20 protein-coding genes and 2 pseudogenes are annotated in these 16265 nt (G+C 73.8%); 12 read left to right on the top strand and 10 right to left on the bottom strand.

Annotated features, from left to right (window positions below):
* Positions 1–136 (top strand): annotated as a pseudogene (locus tag GA0070612_RS31735) (ribokinase); the annotation flags it as partial.
* Between the two features lie 11 nt (positions 137–147).
* Here the strand turns inward: GA0070612_RS31735 and GA0070612_RS33110 are convergent.
* Together GA0070612_RS33110 and GA0070612_RS31225 are read right to left on the bottom strand one after the other, a co-directional pair.
* A pseudogene (locus tag GA0070612_RS33110) lies at positions 148–486 on the bottom strand (helix-turn-helix domain-containing protein); the annotation flags it as partial.
* A gap of 263 nt (positions 487–749) precedes the next feature.
* Positions 750–1433, bottom strand: a complete 684-nt coding sequence (locus tag GA0070612_RS31225; protein WP_231924409.1) for a hypothetical protein — start codon at positions 1431–1433, stop codon at positions 750–752.
* Positions 1434–1614: 181 nt separating this feature from the next.
* On the opposite strand from GA0070612_RS31225, the gene GA0070612_RS32765 reads away from it, so the two are divergent.
* Positions 1615–1857, top strand: coding sequence for a hypothetical protein (locus tag GA0070612_RS32765; RefSeq protein WP_231924408.1), 243 nt, complete (start codon positions 1615–1617; stop codon positions 1855–1857).
* Complete coding sequence (locus GA0070612_RS31220) at positions 1857–3164, top strand: dienelactone hydrolase family protein (protein WP_231924407.1); 1308 nt, start codon at positions 1857–1859, stop codon at positions 3162–3164. Before GA0070612_RS32765 ends, GA0070612_RS31220 begins: the two co-directional genes overlap by 1 nt.
* A gap of 32 nt (positions 3165–3196) precedes the next feature.
* On the opposite strand, the gene GA0070612_RS31215 is transcribed toward GA0070612_RS31220, so the two are convergent.
* Complete coding sequence (locus GA0070612_RS31215) at positions 3197–3568, bottom strand: DoxX family protein (RefSeq protein WP_088991168.1); 372 nt, start codon at positions 3566–3568, stop codon at positions 3197–3199.
* A complete protein-coding gene (locus GA0070612_RS31210) occupies positions 3565–4047 on the bottom strand; it encodes a DUF6232 family protein (protein ID WP_088991167.1) in 483 nt (160 codons plus the stop codon). The genes GA0070612_RS31215 and GA0070612_RS31210 overlap by 4 nt, the downstream gene beginning before the upstream one ends.
* 52 nt (positions 4048–4099) lie before the next feature.
* Here GA0070612_RS31210 and GA0070612_RS31730 point away from each other — a divergent pair, with 52 nt between their 5' ends.
* Positions 4100–4405: a hypothetical protein gene (locus GA0070612_RS31730; protein ID WP_157742650.1), complete on the top strand. Its 306-nt coding sequence runs from the start codon at positions 4100–4102 to the stop codon at positions 4403–4405.
* A 1223-nt stretch (positions 4406–5628) separates the two neighbouring features.
* Here GA0070612_RS31730 and GA0070612_RS31200 read toward each other — a convergent pair.
* The gene (locus tag GA0070612_RS31200; RefSeq protein WP_088991166.1) at positions 5629–6108 is read right to left on the bottom strand and encodes a DUF6232 family protein; all 480 of its coding nucleotides are present in this window, start codon (positions 6106–6108) and stop codon (positions 5629–5631) included.
* Between the two features lie 98 nt (positions 6109–6206).
* Here GA0070612_RS31200 and GA0070612_RS31195 point away from each other — a divergent pair, with 98 nt between their 5' ends.
* Together GA0070612_RS31195 and GA0070612_RS31190 are read left to right on the top strand one after the other, a co-directional pair.
* A complete protein-coding gene (locus GA0070612_RS31195; protein ID WP_088991165.1) occupies positions 6207–6980 on the top strand; it encodes an enoyl-CoA hydratase-related protein in 774 nt (257 codons plus the stop codon).
* 85 nt (positions 6981–7065) lie between these two features.
* Positions 7066–8688, top strand: a complete 1623-nt coding sequence (locus tag GA0070612_RS31190) for an acetolactate synthase (protein ID WP_088991164.1) — start codon at positions 7066–7068, stop codon at positions 8686–8688.
* Positions 8689–8738: 50 nt separating this feature from the next.
* On the opposite strand, the gene GA0070612_RS31185 is transcribed toward GA0070612_RS31190, so the two are convergent.
* Genes GA0070612_RS31185 through GA0070612_RS31175 form a run of 3 tightly spaced genes read right to left on the bottom strand, consistent with a single transcriptional unit; the run spans position 8739 to position 9877 of the window.
* Positions 8739–9155, bottom strand: coding sequence for a PLD nuclease N-terminal domain-containing protein (locus tag GA0070612_RS31185; RefSeq protein WP_088991163.1), 417 nt, complete (start codon positions 9153–9155; stop codon positions 8739–8741).
* 27 nt (positions 9156–9182) lie between these two features.
* Entirely contained in the window at positions 9183–9488 is a 306-nt protein-coding gene (locus GA0070612_RS31180; protein WP_088991162.1) for a DUF202 domain-containing protein, read from the bottom strand.
* Positions 9485–9877, bottom strand: a complete 393-nt coding sequence (locus GA0070612_RS31175) for a YidH family protein (RefSeq protein ID WP_088991161.1) — start codon at positions 9875–9877, stop codon at positions 9485–9487. Before GA0070612_RS31175 ends, GA0070612_RS31180 begins: the two co-directional genes overlap by 4 nt.
* A 42-nt stretch (positions 9878–9919) precedes the next feature.
* On the opposite strand from GA0070612_RS31175, the gene GA0070612_RS31170 reads away from it, so the two are divergent.
* The 4 genes from GA0070612_RS31170 to GA0070612_RS31155 all read left to right on the top strand — a co-directional run bounded on the left by GA0070612_RS31170 (position 9920) and on the right by GA0070612_RS31155 (position 13068).
* Complete coding sequence (locus tag GA0070612_RS31170; RefSeq protein WP_088991160.1) at positions 9920–10717, top strand: GNAT family N-acetyltransferase; 798 nt, start codon at positions 9920–9922, stop codon at positions 10715–10717.
* Entirely contained in the window at positions 10714–11127 is a 414-nt protein-coding gene (locus GA0070612_RS31165; protein ID WP_197699275.1) for a hypothetical protein, read from the top strand. Before GA0070612_RS31170 ends, GA0070612_RS31165 begins: the two co-directional genes overlap by 4 nt.
* 187 nt (positions 11128–11314) lie before the next feature.
* Positions 11315–12094, top strand: a complete 780-nt coding sequence (locus GA0070612_RS31160; RefSeq protein ID WP_088991159.1) for an electron transfer flavoprotein subunit beta/FixA family protein — start codon at positions 11315–11317, stop codon at positions 12092–12094.
* Positions 12095–12108: 14 nt separating this feature from the next.
* Complete coding sequence (locus tag GA0070612_RS31155) at positions 12109–13068, top strand: electron transfer flavoprotein subunit alpha/FixB family protein (RefSeq protein WP_088991158.1); 960 nt, start codon at positions 12109–12111, stop codon at positions 13066–13068.
* 98 nt (positions 13069–13166) lie between these two features.
* Here GA0070612_RS31155 and GA0070612_RS31150 read toward each other — a convergent pair whose 3' ends face one another.
* Positions 13167–13967, bottom strand: a complete 801-nt coding sequence (locus tag GA0070612_RS31150; RefSeq protein ID WP_088991157.1) for an anti-sigma factor — start codon at positions 13965–13967, stop codon at positions 13167–13169.
* Positions 13921–14523 (bottom strand): RNA polymerase sigma factor, encoded by a 603-nt coding sequence (locus GA0070612_RS31145; protein WP_088991156.1) that lies wholly within the window; start codon positions 14521–14523, stop codon positions 13921–13923. The genes GA0070612_RS31150 and GA0070612_RS31145 overlap by 47 nt, the downstream gene beginning before the upstream one ends.
* A 230-nt stretch (positions 14524–14753) precedes the next feature.
* Between GA0070612_RS31145 and GA0070612_RS31140 the strand changes: the two genes are divergently transcribed.
* A complete protein-coding gene (locus GA0070612_RS31140) occupies positions 14754–15584 on the top strand; it encodes a DUF4397 domain-containing protein (RefSeq protein WP_088991155.1) in 831 nt (276 codons plus the stop codon).
* Positions 15581–16234 (top strand): class F sortase, encoded by a 654-nt coding sequence (locus GA0070612_RS31135; protein ID WP_088991154.1) that lies wholly within the window; start codon positions 15581–15583, stop codon positions 16232–16234. Before GA0070612_RS31140 ends, GA0070612_RS31135 begins: the two co-directional genes overlap by 4 nt.
* Positions 16235–16265: the final 31 nt, after the last annotated feature.

Below are 16265 nucleotides of genomic sequence, written 5' to 3'. Positions count from 1 at the left end.
CTGGGGCGAGGGACGCGACCTGGTCGACGCGGTGCGCTGGGCGTCGGCTGCCGGCGCTGCCTGCGTACGCAAACTCGGTGCCTCGGTGGCGCTTCCCCAGCGCGCCGAGATCGACGCGCTGTACGCGCCGGCCTGAACCAGGCCGTGCTACGCCGGCCGGTCCGCGCCCCTACCGGGAACGCCGACGCGGAAGGCCCTGCGGTACGCCGACGGTGAGGTCAGCATGATCCCGAAGTGGTGCCGGTACGTGACCGGCGTGTCGAAGCCCACCGAGCGGGCGACCCGCTCGACCGGTGCGTCCGTCTCCTCCAGCAGGGGCAGGCTGGCCCGGACCCGCTGGTCGATCAGCCAGCGGATCGGACTGGTCCCGGTGGCCCGGGCGAAGTGCCGCAGGTAGGTGCGGGGCGACATGTGCGCGTTCCCGGCGAGCTGGGCCACCGTCAACGGTTCGGCGAGATGGGCGAGTGCCCAGTCGATGCTCGCGGCGCAGGTCACCGTCGTCGAGGTAGGGCACGTCCGGTCCACCTCGATCCGCGGGTACCGGTCCCGGTTGCTCGGCGCAGACCACCAGGTCGTACCACTCGACGCCGAACTCGGGACGCGGTGCGCGGCTGACGCCCGTCGGGGCGCCGGGAGCAGGAGCGGGTCGGCGGACGTGGACCCGAGCGGCATGGCGGGATGTTGGTGCAGGACGTCGTATCCGCCACTCGTCCCGGACCGGCGTACTGGCGAGGATCGGTGCATGACCGTCACCTTCGCCGTTCCGGCGGCCGACCCGGCCACCGCCGCCGCCCTGGTGGTGGTCGACACCAGGGTGTGGCGGCCCGGACGCAGGACATCTCCCGGTTGACGAGCTGACCGCCCCGACCGCGACGATCACTGCGACTGTTGACCCGCGAGGGCTCAGACAGTGGCGTCGTCGTTGAGCTTCTCCCCGCGTCGGCGCAGCATGCCCAGCCCGGGATGCCGGCCACGGCGAGCTTGAGGTCCCGGGTCACGTCGAGCAGGTCGTGCAGGTCGGGCCCGACCCGGTCGAGGGTGGCCAGGATCGGCAGGATGTCCGCCGTCAGGTGTTGTTTGAGCTTGGGCAGCTCGTCGATCAGGTGGATCGCGGCGGTGATCTCCTCGTGGCTGAGCTGCTCGACGAACCGCTCGGTCATCGGCGCGGCCCGCCGCAACGCCGGCTCGTACGCCGCCAGCAGTTCGGCCGCGGTGGCGGCGGCCTCCGCCGCGGTGCCCACGGTGACGGCGGCCCGGTCGGCCACCCCCTCGGCGTTGGCGACCACAGTGGCGGCGGTACGGGCGACGCGGTCGGCGTCGGTGAGCACCTGGTCGGTCCGGTCCAGGGTCGTCTCGATCCGGTCGACCACGCCGTTGATCCGCGCCAACAGCGCCTCCACCCCGTCCAGTACCGCGAACGCGCGGGTGGGCACGGCGGCGAACGAGGCGGCCGAGCCGCGCCTGGTCGAGAGCGGAGCGGGTCAGGCCGACCACGGCGGTCGGGGTGGGGAGGGGAATCGCCATGGGGTCAAGTGTGCGTCGGCCGCACCACAACCGCCCGACGGGCGCTGTCGGCGGGGCATCGGGATAGACAGACGGCGGTACTGTGCCGGCATGTCGGCATCCTCGCCGCACCGCCCGCCCCGCACCCGCACCGCCGTCCTGTTCGCCGTGTTGGCGACGGTCGCCGCCGGGCTGGGCACGCTGGTGCTGGTCCGGGCGGACGCCGGCCTCACGGCCCGGCAGGTCACCGTCGGCGGGGTGCCGATGACCGAGGTACGCGCCGGTCCGCCCACCCCCGGCGTCCGCCGACCCGGTGTGGTGATCGCGCACGGCTTCGCCGCTCGGCCAGGCTGATGCGCCCGATCGCCGACACTGTCGCCCGGCGCGGAGCGGTAGCGCTGCTGTTCGACTTCTCCGGACACGGTGCCAACCCGGCGCGGCTGTCCGGCGTCGGCTCGAACACGTCCGCCGCCGCGCTCACCGCCGACCTGGACATCGCAGTCGGCTACCTGCGCTCCCGGTCGGACGTCGACCCGGAGGGCATCGTCCTGGTGGGCCATTCGATGGGCGCCGGTGCGGTCACCCGGTACGCCACCGCGCACCCGGAGATCGCCCGAACCGTGGCGATCTCGCTGCCCGAGGCGGGCGAACTGCCCCCGGGTCGGCCGTCGGAGTTGCTGCTGATCGTGGGAGGCGCGGAGTTTCCCGCCTTCCGCAGGGCGGCTGACGACGCCGCCCGACGCGGTGCGTCGACGGGTCGACGGCCGGCGGTCGTGGTCCCCGGCACGGAGCACATCTCCGTGTTGTTCGCCGCCCGTACCCACCAGGAGATCGCCGACTGGCTGCCCGGCGGCGACGGCACCGCCCGGCCGCGACCGCTCGCCCGGCTCACCGGGGCGGCGTTGCTGGTGTTCGCCTTCGGCATCGGTGTGGTCCCGCTGGCGGCCCTGCTCCTGCCGCGCCCGACGTCCGGCCGCCCGGCGCCTGGTGGCCGCCCAGCGCCATCCGGTGACCGGGTGCCGTTCGGCGGGTTGCCGCTGGTCGCGTCGGTGGTGCTGGCGGCCGGGGTCGGTGCGGGCGTCGCGGCGGTGCTGCCGACGGCCCGGCTGCCGCTGGCGGTCGGCGGTTACGTGGCCGGCTTCCTGCTGGTCACCGGCGGTCTGCTGACAGCGGGCCAGCGCTGGCTGCCGGCCTGGTTCGGCGTACCACGACCACCGTCCGACACGGCGGGTCGGCGGGCAACGGCACGGACCGTCGTGGCGACGCTGGCGTTGACCGGGTACGCCGTCCTCGCCGTCGCGTTGCCGATCCACCTGGGCCTGACCTCGGCGCTGCCGGTCGGTGCTCGCTGGTGGCTGATCCCACTGGTGGCGGGCGCCTGCCTGGTGTTCCTGTGGGGCGTCGAACTGGTCGCCGCCGGCCGGACCGGTCGGCATCTGCTGGTCGTCGCGGTCGCCGTGGTCGTGCTGACCGCGATGACGCTGGTCGGTCTGTCGCCCGGCTTCGTCGTGCTGGTGGTGCCGCTGTTCGCGCTGCTGCTCGGCTGGCAGGCTGCCTGGGCGGCCGTACTGCGCCGGTACGCGGCCCCACGCTGGCTGCCGGCCGTGTTGGGCGCCGCAGTGGTGGGCTGGCCGATCGCCACCACCCTGCCGTTGAGCTGACCGACCTCTCGTCCGGCTGGCCGACCTCGGGCCTACCGGCTGGCGCGGGCGACGCGCAGGGCCCACCAGATCAGCGGCACCTGCATCGGCACCCGCCCGTAGGCGACCACCCGCTTCGCCGGACGCCGGTGCCGCCAGTCGACAGCCATCTTCACGTTGGCCGGCAGCACGGCGACGAAGAGGGCTGCTGCGGCCCGACCTCCGGCCCGGCGGGTGGCCGGGTGCGCCACGGCCGCCGCCACCGCCAGCTCGGCGACCCCGCTGGCGTACGTCCAGAAGCGGGCCGGGCCGGGCAACGCGCCCGGCACGATCGGGTCGTAGAAGCCGGGGCGTACCAGGTGGGTGACACCGGCCGCGGCGAGCAGCCCGGCCAGCGCGGCGGCTTCGCCACGGCGGGTGGTCATCGATGGTCCCCCTGCTGCTCGACGGCGCGCTGCACGGCCCGGTAGATCTGCCCGAACCGTAACGCGTCGGGGGTACGCACCAGCAGGTCCTCCCGGCCGTGGTGCTGCACCCACAGCTCGTGCACGTGGCTGCCGCGCTCGTAGGAGCGGTCCAGCCAGCCGAGGGGGATCTCCAGGAACGGTGCCAGGGCGAGCGCCCCCACCGCGCAGGCCGCCAGGATGATCAGCGCCAGCTGCCAGTTGCCCCGGTCCTGCGCCGACCAGGCCAGTGACAACACGCAGACCACGGCGACAAGCGGCGGCAGCGAGAGCAGCAGGACCAGGACCCCGCGACCCAGCACACGGCCGCGTACGGCGAGGGTCTTCTGCCCCCGTGCGTGCCAGACGAAGGTCACGTCGGACAGGGCGATCACGTGACCACCCGCCCGGATCGACTCGGACGTGACCTGCACCGCGTCGTCCCGGTAATAGAGGGTCATCACTAAGCCTAACCACCGCCGGGCAAACCTCGCCCAGCTCGGCCACCGGCGCTTGGCCCGGGCTCGCCCCGGCCTGCCCCTGGCCCGGCCTGCCCTGGCCCGGCCTGCCCTGGCCCGGCCTGCCCTGGCCCGGCGGCCCGCCCTGGCCCGGCGGCCCGCCCTGGCCCGGCGGCCCGCCCTGGCCCGGCGGCCCGCCCTGGCCCGGCGGCCCGCCCTGGCCCGGCGGCCCGCCCTGGCCCGGCGGCCCGCCCCGGCCCGGCGGCCCGCCCCGGCCCGCCTCGGCCCGGCGGCCCGCCCCGGCTTCGCCGTCCGTCGGCGGGAGGGTGGAGGTGATGTCGCGACGGTCCTTTGGAGCTGAATCGTTTGCGACATCAGGTGTGGTGGGGCCGCTGCGTCACAATCCGGTGCCGGTGCCCTGCGATTCGTGGCCCAGGGATCCTTCCTGCCGGTGCCGGTGCCGGTGCCGGTGCCGGTGCCGGTGCCGGTGCCGGGCCGGTGCCCGTGCCCGTGCCCGTGCCCGTGACGATGGCGCGTGGCGGTGACCGTGGCCGGCGGCGTCTGTCAGCGTTTTGCTATGGCGCCATAGCGCCGTGCTGTGGCGCTGCGGGCCCGGTCTGATTCGTTTGCGACATCAGCTCCATAGGCATTGCACGAACCCTGCGCCCGCTGCGCCTGGGCCCGCCGCCCGCTGCCCGCGCCGCCCGCTGCCCGCGCCGCCCGCGCCCGCCCGCGCCGCCCGCGCCCGCCCGCGCCCGCCCGCGCCCGCCCGCGCCCGCCCGCGCCCGCCCGCGCCCGCCCGCGCCCGCCCGCGCCCGCCCGCGCCCGCCCGCGCCGCCCGCGCCCGCCCGCGCCCGCCCGCGCCCGCCCGCGCCCGCCCGCGCCGCCCGCGCCCGCCCGCGCCCGCCCGCGCCCGCCCGCGCCGCCCGCGCCCGCCCGCGCCGCCCGCGCCCGCCCGCGCCGCCCGCGCCCGCCCGCGCCCGCCCGCGCCCGCCCGCGCCCGCCCGCGCCCGCCCGCGCCGCCCGCGCCCGCCCGCGCCCGCCCGCGCCCGCCCGCGCCCGCCCGCGCCCGCCCGCGCCGCCCGCGCCCGCCCGCGCCCGCCCGCGCCCGCCCGCGCCCGCCCGCGCCCGCCCGCGCCCGCCCGCGCCCGCCCGCGCCCGCCCGCGCCCGCCCGCGCCGCCCGCGCCCGCCCGCGCCCGCCCGCGCCCGCCCGCGCCCGCCCGCGCCCGCCCGCGCCCGCCCGCGCCCGCCCGCGCCCGCCCGCGCCCGCCCGCGCCCGCCCGCGCCCGCCCGCGCCCGCCCGCGCCGCCCGCGCCCGCCCGCGCCGCCCGCGCCCGCCCGCGCCGCCCGCGCCCGCCCGCGCCGCCCGCGCCCGCCCGCGCCCGCCCGCGCCCGCCCGCGCCCGCCCGCGCGCGGCCGCTGGGCTCGTGCGCGCCCGCTGGGCTCGCCGCCAGCCCGTTGCCGGAGGGCCTGCCGCCAGCCCGCCGCCCGCTGCGTCCGGCTGGCGAGCGCGGTTCTCTCCGGTGGCGGTCCGCCGCACTCAGGTCGGAACGGGGGCAGGGCGGGGAACGGGACCAGACCGGCTAGCGGCGCGTGACGGGGCGGGCCGGTTGGCTGTGCTCGACTGCGCGCTGCACCGCCCGGTAGATCTGCCCGAAGCGCAGCGCGTCGCCGGTGCGCAGCAACCGCACGGGCTGACCCCGCCAGCGGGCCCAGATCTCCCGTTGGCGGCTGCCCCGGGCGTACGAGCGGTCCAGGTGTTCGAAGAGGAAGTCGGCGACGGGCCCGACGGCCAAGCCGACCAGCACCGACGCGCCGACGATCGCGATCGTCACGGTGGGGGAGCGGTGCAGCCACACGGCCACGCCGATGCCGAGCACCGCCGCGACCAGCGGACCGGCGAGCGCCGCTCCGATCGCTCCGCGCCCGGCGAGCACCCGCCAGGATCGGCTGCCCTGGCGGTGCCAGATCATGCTGATGTCGGAGAGCGCGTAGGTGCGGCCATCGACCCGGACGGTGGTGGAGGTGACCTGCACCGACCTGTCGTCGTAGTACGTCGTCATGGCTGGACTCCCGCCCACGGGGCTGACACCACACTACTTACCCAAACGAGCCGGGTCGTAAGGTTGGCACGCGACTTCGACGAGGAAGTGAGGGCAGCGTGGGCGAGTTCGTTCGGCTGGAGACCACTGACGGCATCGGCACGATCCGACTGGAGCGGCCGCCGATGAACGCGCTCAACACCCAGGTGCAGGAAGAGTTGCGCGCCGCCGCGACGGCCGCCACCGACGACCCCGAGGTTCGCGCCGTCATCGTGTACGGCGGGGAGAAGGTCTTCGCCGCTGGCGCGGACATCAAGCAGATGGCCGACATGTCCTATGTCGACATGGCGGACCGGGCTGCGAACCTGTCCAGCGCTCTCGGTGCGATCGCCCGGATCCCCAAGCCGGTGGTGGCCGCGATCACCGGGTACGCGCTCGGCGGCGGCTGCGAGCTGGCGCTGGCCTGCGACTGGCGGATCGTGGCCGACGACGCCAAGCTCGGCCAACCGGAGATCAAGCTCGGCATCATCCCGGGCGCCGGCGGCACCCAGCGGCTGGCCCGCCTGGTCGGCCCGGCCCGCGCCAAGGATCTGATCATGACGGGCCGGATGGTCGACGCCGAGGAGGCGCTGCGGATCGGCCTGGCCGACCAGGTGGTCCCGGCCGCCGAGGTCTACGAGGCCGCGGTCGCCTACGTGAAGCCGTACCTGACCGGGCCGGTGCAGGCGTTGCGCGCGGCGAAGCTGGCGGTCGACGGCGGCCTGGACATGGATCTGAACTCGGGCCTGGCCTGGGAGAGTCAGCTCTTCGCGGCGCTGTTCGCCACCGACGACCGGCGGGAGGGCATGTCGGCCTTCGTGGAGAAGCGCAAGCCGGACTTCACCGGCCGCTGACACGGCTTAGCCGAGAACGGTTCACATTGTTCCTACCGGCCAGTAGCGTGAGGCCTCGGTCAAGAGGAACGAAGGGGAGCGGCGAATGACGGAGCGGATCGAGGGTCACGGCGGCGAGTTGGCGCTCGCGGCCCTACGCGCGCACGGCGTACGGGAGATGTTCACCCTCTCCGGAGGGCACGTCTTCCCGCTCTACGACGCGGCGTACAAGACCGACTTCCCGATCTACGACGTCCGGCACGAGCAGTCAGCGGTCTTCGCCGCCGAGGCGGTGGCCAAGCTCCAGCGTCGTCCCGGCCTCGCCGTGCTCACCGCCGGGCCGGGTGTCACCAACGGCATCTCCGGCATGACCAGCGCGTTCTTCAACGCCTCGCCGGTGCTGGTGCTCGGTGGCCGCGCGCCCGCGTTCCGGTGGGGTTCCGGCAGCCTCCAGGAGATGGACCACCTGCCGCTCGTCGCCCCGGTCACCAAGCACGCCGAGACGGTGTTCAGCACCGACGACATCCCGCGCGCGGTGGGTGCGGCGCTCACCGCCGCGCTCACGCCGCACCGCGGCCCGGCCTTCCTCGACTTCCCGCTCGAGACGGTCTTCTCGGTCGCCGAGGCGGACCTGCCCGCCGCGACCGGCGTCGACCCGATCGCGCCGGACCCGGAGGAGGTCGGCCGCGCCGCCCTGCTCATCGCCGGGGCGCAGCGACCGGTCATCATCGCCGGCTCCGACGTGTACGCGGGCGACGCGGTCGCCGCGCTGCGGGAGGCGGCGGAGGCGTTGCAGGTCCCGGTATTCACCAACGGCATGGGCCGCGGCTCGCTCCCGCCGACGCATCCGCTCGCGTTTGCCAAGGCCCGTCGGGCCGCGCTCTCCGGTGCCGACGTGGTCGTGGTGGTGGGCACCCCGCTCGACTTCCGCCTCAGCTTCGGTGACTTCGGCGACGCCAAGGTGGTGCACATCGTCGACGCGCCCAGCCAGCGGGCCACGCACGTGCAGCCGGCTGCGGCTCCCGCCGGCGACCTGCGTCTGATCCTCTCCGCGCTGGCCGACCACGCCGGTGACCGGACCGACCACGCCGACTGGATCGCCGACCTGCGTGTCGCCGAGGACGCGGCGAAGGCACGCGACGCCGCCGAGATGGCCGCCGAGACCGACCCGATCCGTCCGGCGCGGATCTACGGTGAGCTGCGTCGGGTGCTGGCCTCGGACGCGATCACCATCGGCGACGGTGGCGACTTCGTGTCGTACGCCGGGCGGTACCTGGAGCCGTCGCAGCCCGGCACGTGGCTGGACCCGGGCCCGTACGGTTGCCTGGGCACCGGCATGGGTTACGCGATGGGGGCCCGGGTCAGTCACCCGGACCGGCAGATCTGCGTGTTGATGGGCGACGGCGCGGCCGGCTTCTCGCTGATGGACGTCGAGTCGCTGGTCCGGCAGAAGCTGCCGGTGGTGATCGTCGTCGGCAACAACGGCATCTGGGGCTTGGAGAAGCACCCGATGCGGGCCATGTACGGCTACGACGTGGCCGCCGACCTCCAGCCGGAACTGCGCTACGACACGGTGGTCAGCGCGCTCGGTGGTGCGGGGGAGACGGTCGCCAAGGCCGCCGATCTCGGTCCGGCGCTCCAGCGTGCGTTCGACGCCGGAGTGCCGTACCTGGTCAACGTGCTCACCGACCCGACCGACGCGTACCCCCGGTCGTCGAACCTGGCCTGAGTCGCACCCGCCGCCGCCGTCGCTCCCTCGCAGGGGCGACGGCGGCGCGCTCACACCTCCGGTCGGTCACCCTCGCGGGGCGGGTCACCGTCGCGGCGACGAAGGTCGTCCTCGCGGCGGCGCAGGTCCTCCTCCCAGCGGCGGAAGAGTTCCTCGTCCTGTTCCTTGGCGCGCTCCTGCACGGAACGCAGGAACTCCGGGTCGTCGTCGGGGGCGACAGTGCGGGGCCGCCGTCGCTCGGGTGAGCCGGCGCCGCCCAGCCAGCCCTTGCGGGCGCCGGAGCCGGCCTCCCGGCCGGCGAGGAACCAGGCGATCGAGCCGATCAGTGGGAAGAACAAGATGATCAGCACCCAGGCGATCCGGGGCAGGGCACGGATCTGCCCCTCCTCGGCGGAGAGGCAGCTGATCAGCGCGCAGACCGCGAGGACGATCTGCACCAGGAAGAGGAGTACGCCAAGCCGGGCCATGCACCCATCATGGCGCACCGTTTCCCGTCACCCCAGTCCGCGCAGCGCCAGCAACACTCCCAGTAGTGCGAGGCCTACGGTGCCGAAGGCGACCAGGGGCAGCGTCCGGCCGCCGGTGCGGGCTGGTCCGGTGCCGGTCGCGCGGGGCCAGCAGAGCGCCAGCAGAGCACCCCACAGCACCACTGTGACCCCGGCGAGCAGCGCCCCGACCGGGTCTCCGGTCGACGCCAGCCGGACGGCCAGCGCGGTCACCACCGTGGCCGTGAGCAGGGTGCGCCGCCAGGCCAGCCGGGTCCGCTCCGGTTGCAGCCCGGGGTCGCGTCCGGTGCTCACCGACCGCCCACGGCCCGGATCAGGACGGCGACGACCAGCAGCACCGCCCCGGCGCCGACGGCGATGGCGAGGATGGCGGGGAACCGCGACGCGGGCAGCTCCTCACCGAGCCGGATGGCCCGCTCGGTGCGCGCCCAGTGGTCCACGGCGCGGATCGCGACCACCCCGCCGAGCAGCAGCAGTGTCACCGCGATCACCTCCCGCAGGTGGCTCATCGGCAGGGGCGGCAGGAACTGTGCGGCGGCCAACCCGCCGCCGACCAGCGCCAGCCCGGTGCGCAGCCAGGCGAGGAAGGTTCGCTCGTTGGCGAGGGAGAACCGATAGTCCGGAGTCTCACCGACCGAGCGCAGCTCCGCCGGGTCGAACCACCGCCTGATCGCCTCCCACACAGTGGGAGAATATCCACTTCCCAGGCCGCTTAGCCTGAGCCGGTGACTGATCTCGACGTAAAGACGCTGCGCGACGCCTACGACAACCAACTCCGCCCGGAGATCCCCGACCCGGTTCCGGCGGGGGTGACCGTGGAGCGGGACGGGCCGCTGGTCCGGATCCTCGGTCTGGACGCCGGCGGGTTCCTCACGTACCGCGACCTGGGCGGGTTGACCGGTGACGCGCTGGACGAGCTGATCGCCCGGCAGGTGCAGCTGTTCCGTGAGCGTGGCCAGTCGGTCGAGTGGAAGCTCAACGAGCACGACGAACCAGCCGACCTGGCGGACCGCCTGCGCGCGGCCGGCTTCGTCCCGGAGGACCGGGAGACCGTCGTGGTCGGGCCGGTCGCCCCGCTGGCCGCCGCGCTGCCCGTCGTCCCCGAGGGGGTACGCCTTCGTGAGGTGACCGCCCGGGAGGACCTGGAGCGGATCGCCGCCATGGAGGAGGAGGTCTGGAAGGCGGACCGTTCGCACCTGGTGACGGGTCTGGCCAAGGAGATCGACGCCGACCCGACCTCGATCACCGTGGTGGTGGCCGAGGCGGGCGAGACTGTGGTGAGCGCCGGCTGGGTACGGTTCCCGACGAACACCGGCTTCGCCACGATGTGGGGCGGCTCGACGCTGCCGCAGTGGCGGCGCAAGGGCATCTACCGGGCGTTGGTCAACTACCGGGCGCGGCTGGCCGAGCAGCGGGGTCGGACGCTCATGCAGGTCGACTGCTCCGAGGACAGCCGGCCGATCCTCCAGCGGCTCGGCCTCGTCGCCGTCACCACCACCACCCCGTACGTCTACACTCCGTGATCATGGAGCAGCGGTTGACGGACGAGGAGCGCCTGACCATCAAGACCGGTGCCTTCGGTGCTGTCTTCCTGGTCTCCAACGCCGACCCGGGGGTGCTGGGGGTGATCCGGGAGAGCATCGCCGCGTCCGGCGCGCTCGCCGACGCCAGTGGGGCGATCAAGGAGGCGCTGACCACCGGCCCGTTACCGCGGCTTCCCCGGGACTCGCAGTTGGAGATCGAGTCGGTGGTGCTGCCGGCGTTGCGCGAGGCGGTGCTGATCCTGCGCGAGAAGTCACCGCCGGACGTGGAGGCGTACCGGTCGGTGGTGCTGGCTGCGGCGGACCGGGTGGCCCGGGCGCACGACGGGGTCGCACCGGCCGAGGCGGCGGCCATCGACCAGATCCGGGTCGCGTTGGCCGAGCCGGCCTGACCGTCCCGTCGTCGGTGAGCTGTGTCACTCTGTGTGCCTCGGGAGCGCAACCTACTGGCAGGTAACATTGCCTCGTGGGAAACCGCACAGCAGCCCGCGGTTGACCTGGCGTCGACCGACGCGCGACGCTGCGCCCCAGACCGGGCGAGCGAATCGCAACACCACACAGGAGGGTCGTCGAAGCGCGATGAATATCGTCGTACTCGTCAAGCAGGTGCCTGATTCGGGCGCGGACCGCAACCTGCGCAGTGACGACAACACCGTCGACCGCGGTTCGGCGAACAACGTGATCAACGAGATGGACGAGTACGCCATCGAGGAGGCGCTGAAGATCAAGGAGGCGCACGGCGGCGAGGTCACCATCCTGACCATGGGTCCGGACCGGGCGACCGAGTCGATCCGCAAGGCGCTCTCCATGGGCCCGGACAAGGCCGTGCACGTGCTGGACGACGCCCTGCACGGCTCCTGTGCCGTCGCCACCTCCAAGGTGCTCGCCGCCGCGCTCGGGCAGCTCAACGCCGACCTGGTGATCTGCGGCGCGGAGTCCACCGACGGTCGGGTCCAGGTCATGCCGCACATGATCGCCGAGCGGCTGGGCGTCGCGGCGCTCACCGGCGCCCGCAAGCTCACCGTCGACGGCGCGACGCTGACCGTCGAGCGGCAGACCGAGGAGGGGTACGAGGTGGTCACCGCCTCCACCCCGGCCGTGGTCTCCGTCTGGGACACGATCAACGAGCCGCGCTACCCCTCGTTCAAGGGCATCATGGCCGCGAAGAAGAAGCCGGTGCAGACGCTCGCGCTGGCCGACCTCGGTGTCGCGCCCGCCGAGGTGGGCTTCGACGGCGCCACGAGTGCCGTGGTCGAGCACACCAAGCGCCCGCCGCGTTCCGGCGGCGCCAAGATCACCGATGAGGGCGAGGGCGGCGTCAAGCTGGTCGAGTTCCTCGCCACCGAGAAGTTCGTGTGAGAGCGGGTCTGGACATGTCTGAGGTTCTCGTCGTCGTCGAAGCCACCAAGGAATTCGGCGTCAAGAAGGTCACCCTGGAGATGCTCACCCTCGCCCGCGAGCTGGGCACCCCGAGCGCGGTGGTGCTCGGCGGCGCCGGCGCCGCCGAGGCGCTGAGCGGCAAGCTGGGCGAGTACGGCGCGGAGAAGATCTACGCCGCCGAGGGTGACGAGATCGACGGCTACCTGGTGGCCCCCAAGGCCACGGTGCTGGCCGAGCTGGTCCAGCGGGTGCAGCCGGCGGCCGTGCTGCTGGCCTCCGCCCAGGAGGGCAAGGAGATCGCCGCCCGCCTCGCCGTCAAGCTGGACAACGGCATCCTGACCGACGTGGTCGGCCTGGACGCCGACGGCACCGCGACGCAGGTCGCCTTCGCCGGCTCGACGATCGTCAAGGCCAAGGTCACCAAGGGCCTGCCGCTGGTCACCGTCCGGCCCAACTCGGTCACCCCCGCCCCGGCGGCGGCCACCCCGGCGATCGAGCAGCTCACCGTGTCGGTCACCGACACGGACAAGCTGGCGAAGGTCGTCGAGCGGGTTGCCGAGCAGAAGGGCTCCCGCCCCGAGCTGACCGAGGCCGGTGTGGTCGTCTCCGGCGGTCGGGGTGTCGGCAACGCCGACAACTTCAAGCTGGTCGAGGAGCTGGCCGACCTCCTCGGCGGTGCCGTCGGCGCGTCCCGCGCGGCCGTCGACTCCGGCTTCTACCCGCACCAGTTCCAGGTGGGACAGACCGGTAAGACGGTCTCCCCGCAGCTCTACGTCGCGCTCGGCATCTCCGGTGCCATCCAGCACCGGGCCGGCATGCAGACCTCGAAGACCATCGTCGCGGTCAACAAGGACGGCGAGGCGCCGATCTTCGAGCTGGCCGACTTTGGCGTGGTGGGCGACCTGTTCAAGATCGTCCCGCAGGCCGCCGAGGAGATCCGCAAGCGCAAGTGACCCGGTAACTACGAAAAGTGGCCGCCCGTCGCGACGGGCGGCCACTTTTCGTAGCAGGGAGCTGATCGGCGGGCCGGGGAGCTGAACCGGCCCACCGATCAGCCCGTCAGGGTGCCCCTCAACAGGCTGTCGCCGGAGTGGCGGGTGTTGTTGTCGTACTGCTCGGCGGAGACGTCGACCACCGAGTAACTCGTCAGGTCGACGTTCGGGGGCAGCGGCAGCAGAGCATCCGAACCGCTCCCCAGGGTGCCCACCGAGAACATCTCCATCGTCGTCGGATTGATGAGCCAGACCTCGTAGTACCCAGGGACGCTCGGGAGATTCGCCACGTGCAGATGCAGTTGGCCGCCCTGTAGGACGCGGGCGTCGCCCTGGGCCGATTTCGGCGTCGAGCCGAACGCCGCCAGTGGCGCGCTGGCCAGCACCGTCGGCGTCTCCGCAGGCGTCGGATCCGTCGGCCGCAGCACCGTGACCGTACCCGCCACACCGACCGCCGCCGCCGCGACGGCGGTCACCGCCGTGGCCGCCCAACGGGACCAGCCGCGCCCCCGGCGGGGCCGGCGCGTCGGATCCAGCCGGGTCACCGACCCGGTCTCCGTCCCGCGGGTCTGCCCCGGCACCTGCTGCCGATCGACATCGGTCAGCACCGCCACGGGCGCGTGGACCTCGGTGCCCTCGGCCGCCCGGATATCGGCTTCGATGCCCTGCCAGATGTGCTCCGGCGGGTCGGGCAGGTCGCCGAGACCCTGCGTCTCGGCGCCGAGCCCGGCGACCTGCCGCAGGGCCGACAGCTCCGTCCGGCAGTGCGCGCAGGTGTCGAGGTGGGTGCGCTCCCCGTCGTCCGCCTCGCTCTCACCGAGCGCCAGAAAGACCAGCCGCTCGTGCTCCAGGTGCTGCACCATCCACCTCCCATCTGCGCTTCAAGCTCGCCATACCGCGTCGGATGTGACTCTTCACGGTGCCCAGCGGCACCCCGGTCACCGCGGCGATCTGCTGGTGTGTCAGGTCGTCGTAGAAGGCCAACTCCAACATGCGTCGCTGGTCGTCCGGGAGGCGTGCCAGCTCGTCCGCGATCACCAGCCGATCCACCACCCGGTCCGGGTCGGGGCCGGTCTGCGCCGGCTCGGGCAGTTGCCGGACCGTCTCCACCACCCGGGTCTCCCGCGCCGAGGCGCGCATGCGGTCGATCACCTTGCGTCGGCCGATGCCGAGCAGCCAGCCGACCAGCGATCCCTTGGCGGGGTCGAAGGTCTCCCGGCCCAGCCACGCGCCCACGAAAGTCGCCTGGGTCACGTCCTCGGCGTCGGCCCGGTTGGCCAGCATGGTGGTCGCGAGGTGCAGGACGGCGCGGCCGTAACGCTCGTACGCCGCACGCAGCGCCGCCTCGTCGCCGGCTCGGAACCGGGCCGCGAGGTCGTCCGCCGGTGGGTCCGGTTGCGGTGGCAGCGCCGTCACGGGGCGGCCCGCCTTCGATGGGGCATGCCCGACTGTAGCTGCCACAGCCCTCGCCCCACTCTCCCGGTCAAAGTCATCTCACCTGCTCTTCGTCGGACGACGGGGATCTGGATGCGGTCGGAGGCGAGAAAAAGAATCGCGTCGAGAGCGCATCCGCCCGTCGCGGACCCGGCGTAATCCGTTCTGCAAGCCAGGCCTGACGAATCAGCACTTATCACCAGGAGGCAGACATGCAGCTCTCGTACTTCCGTCGGGTCGCCGCGGGTGGCGCGGTCGCCGCGTTGACGTTCGCCGGTGTCGGCGCGTTCACCGCCACCCCCGCGTACGCCGCCACGTCGAAGGTCTCCGTCGTGCACGGCATCCCGGACACCCCGGTCGACGTCTACGTCAACGGCAAGAAGACGCTGGAGAACTTCAAGCCCGGCGACGTCGCCGGCCCGCTGAACCTGGAGGAGGGCGACTACGACATCGCGCTCACCAAGCCCGGCGAGCCGATCGGCAGCGCGATCCTCAAGGCCGACAACGCGGCGGTGCCCGGCGGGGCCAACATCAGCATCGCGGCGCACCTCGACGCCGCCGGCCAGCCGAAGATCACGCCGTTCGTGAACGACGTCTCGAAGGTCGCCGCCGGCAAGGCCCGGCTCATCGTCCGGCACACCGCCGCCGCCCCGGCGGTCGACGTACGCGCCGGTGGAACCCCGGTCTTCGAGGACCTCACCAACCCGAACGAGGCCAAGGGCGACGTCGACGCGGGCAGCGTGAAGGCGGACGTGGTGCTGGCCGGCACCGAGACCGTGGCCATCGGCCCGGCGGACCTCAACCTCAAGGAGGGCACCGCCACGGTCGTCTACGCGATCGGCTCCGCCGAGGGCAAGACGCTCGGTGTGGTGGCACAGACCATCTCCGGCCTGCACTCCGCCCCCGGCGGCGTGCCGAGCGGTGACGGTGGTCAGGCCGGTACGGGCGTGAACACCTGGTGGTACGTGCTCACCGGCGCCGGCGTACTCCTGCTGCTCGGTGGCGGGGTGCGGATGGCGACCGCGCGGACCGGTCGCAAGTGACGGTGCACAACCGCGGCGCGCTGGCGGCAGTGGCCGCCGGCGTTGCCGCGCTCACCGTCGCCGGCCTGGTGGCGTGCGGCTCGCAGCCGGCCGGGAACGTGGGCGCGGACGAGGCGACAGCCCTCGCCAGCGCCCCACCGACCGTCGCGGGCGGCCCGTCGGTTCCGGTGACCGCCGGTGAGCTGCCCGCCGACGCGGAGACCGTCAGGCCGGTACGGCTGGTGATCCCGGAGATCGGCGTCACCGCCACCGTCAACGCGGTCGGCATCAACGAGCGGACCGAGGAGTTCGAGGTGCCGCCGAGCGTCGACCAGATCGGCTGGTACCGCCACGGCCCCGGCCTGGAGGCGGAGGCCGGATCGGTGGTCATCGCCGGTCACGTGGACAGCGCCAAGCAGGGCAAGGGTGCGTTCTTCCGGCTCCGGGAGCTGGACCAGGGTGACACGGTGACCGCGACCGGCAGTGACGGCGAGGCCCGGCGGTACCGGGTCGTGGCCCGCGAGGAGTACGACAAGACCAGGATTCCACTGGACCGGTACTTCGCCCGGGACGGGAGGCCGCGGCTGACGCTGATCACGTGCGGTGGGCCGTTCGACGCGAAGGCCCGCAAGTACCGGGACAACATCGTCGTGACCGCGGTACCCGCCTGACGAGGTCACGCCGTGTGCCGGGGTGGGACTT

Origin of the sequence: Micromonospora chokoriensis, assembly GCF_900091505.1 — a bacterium.
In the GTDB taxonomy this organism is placed as follows: Bacteria; Actinomycetota; Actinomycetes; order Mycobacteriales; family Micromonosporaceae; genus Micromonospora; species Micromonospora chokoriensis.
Note: the sequence above shows the minus strand (reverse complement) of the source record. Positions and strands in the feature narration are given on the sequence as shown.

Excerpts from the sequence above, each read along its gene's own strand:
- GA0070612_RS31155 (WP_088991158.1), top strand. The coding sequence starts at position 12,109 with ATGTCTGAGGTTCTCGTCGTCGTCGAAGCCACCAAGGAATTCGGCGTC.
- GA0070612_RS31185 (WP_088991163.1), bottom strand. The coding sequence starts at position 9,155 with ATGGCCCGGCTTGGCGTACTCCTCTTCCTGGTGCAGATCGTCCTCGCG.
- GA0070612_RS31200 (WP_088991166.1), bottom strand. The coding sequence starts at position 6,108 with ATGACGACGTACTACGACGACAGGTCGGTGCAGGTCACCTCCACCACC.
- GA0070612_RS31140 (WP_088991155.1), top strand. The coding sequence starts at position 14,754 with ATGCAGCTCTCGTACTTCCGTCGGGTCGCCGCGGGTGGCGCGGTCGCC.
- GA0070612_RS31190 (WP_088991164.1), top strand. The coding sequence starts at position 7,066 with ATGACGGAGCGGATCGAGGGTCACGGCGGCGAGTTGGCGCTCGCGGCC.
- GA0070612_RS31215 (WP_088991168.1), bottom strand. The coding sequence starts at position 3,568 with ATGACCACCCGCCGTGGCGAAGCCGCCGCGCTGGCCGGGCTGCTCGCC.
- GA0070612_RS31210 (WP_088991167.1), bottom strand. The coding sequence starts at position 4,047 with ATGACCCTCTATTACCGGGACGACGCGGTGCAGGTCACGTCCGAGTCG.
- GA0070612_RS31220 (WP_231924407.1), top strand. The coding sequence starts at position 1,857 with ATGCGCCCGATCGCCGACACTGTCGCCCGGCGCGGAGCGGTAGCGCTG.
- GA0070612_RS31160 (WP_088991159.1), top strand. The coding sequence starts at position 11,315 with ATGAATATCGTCGTACTCGTCAAGCAGGTGCCTGATTCGGGCGCGGAC.
- GA0070612_RS32765 (WP_231924408.1), top strand. The coding sequence starts at position 1,615 with ATGTCGGCATCCTCGCCGCACCGCCCGCCCCGCACCCGCACCGCCGTC.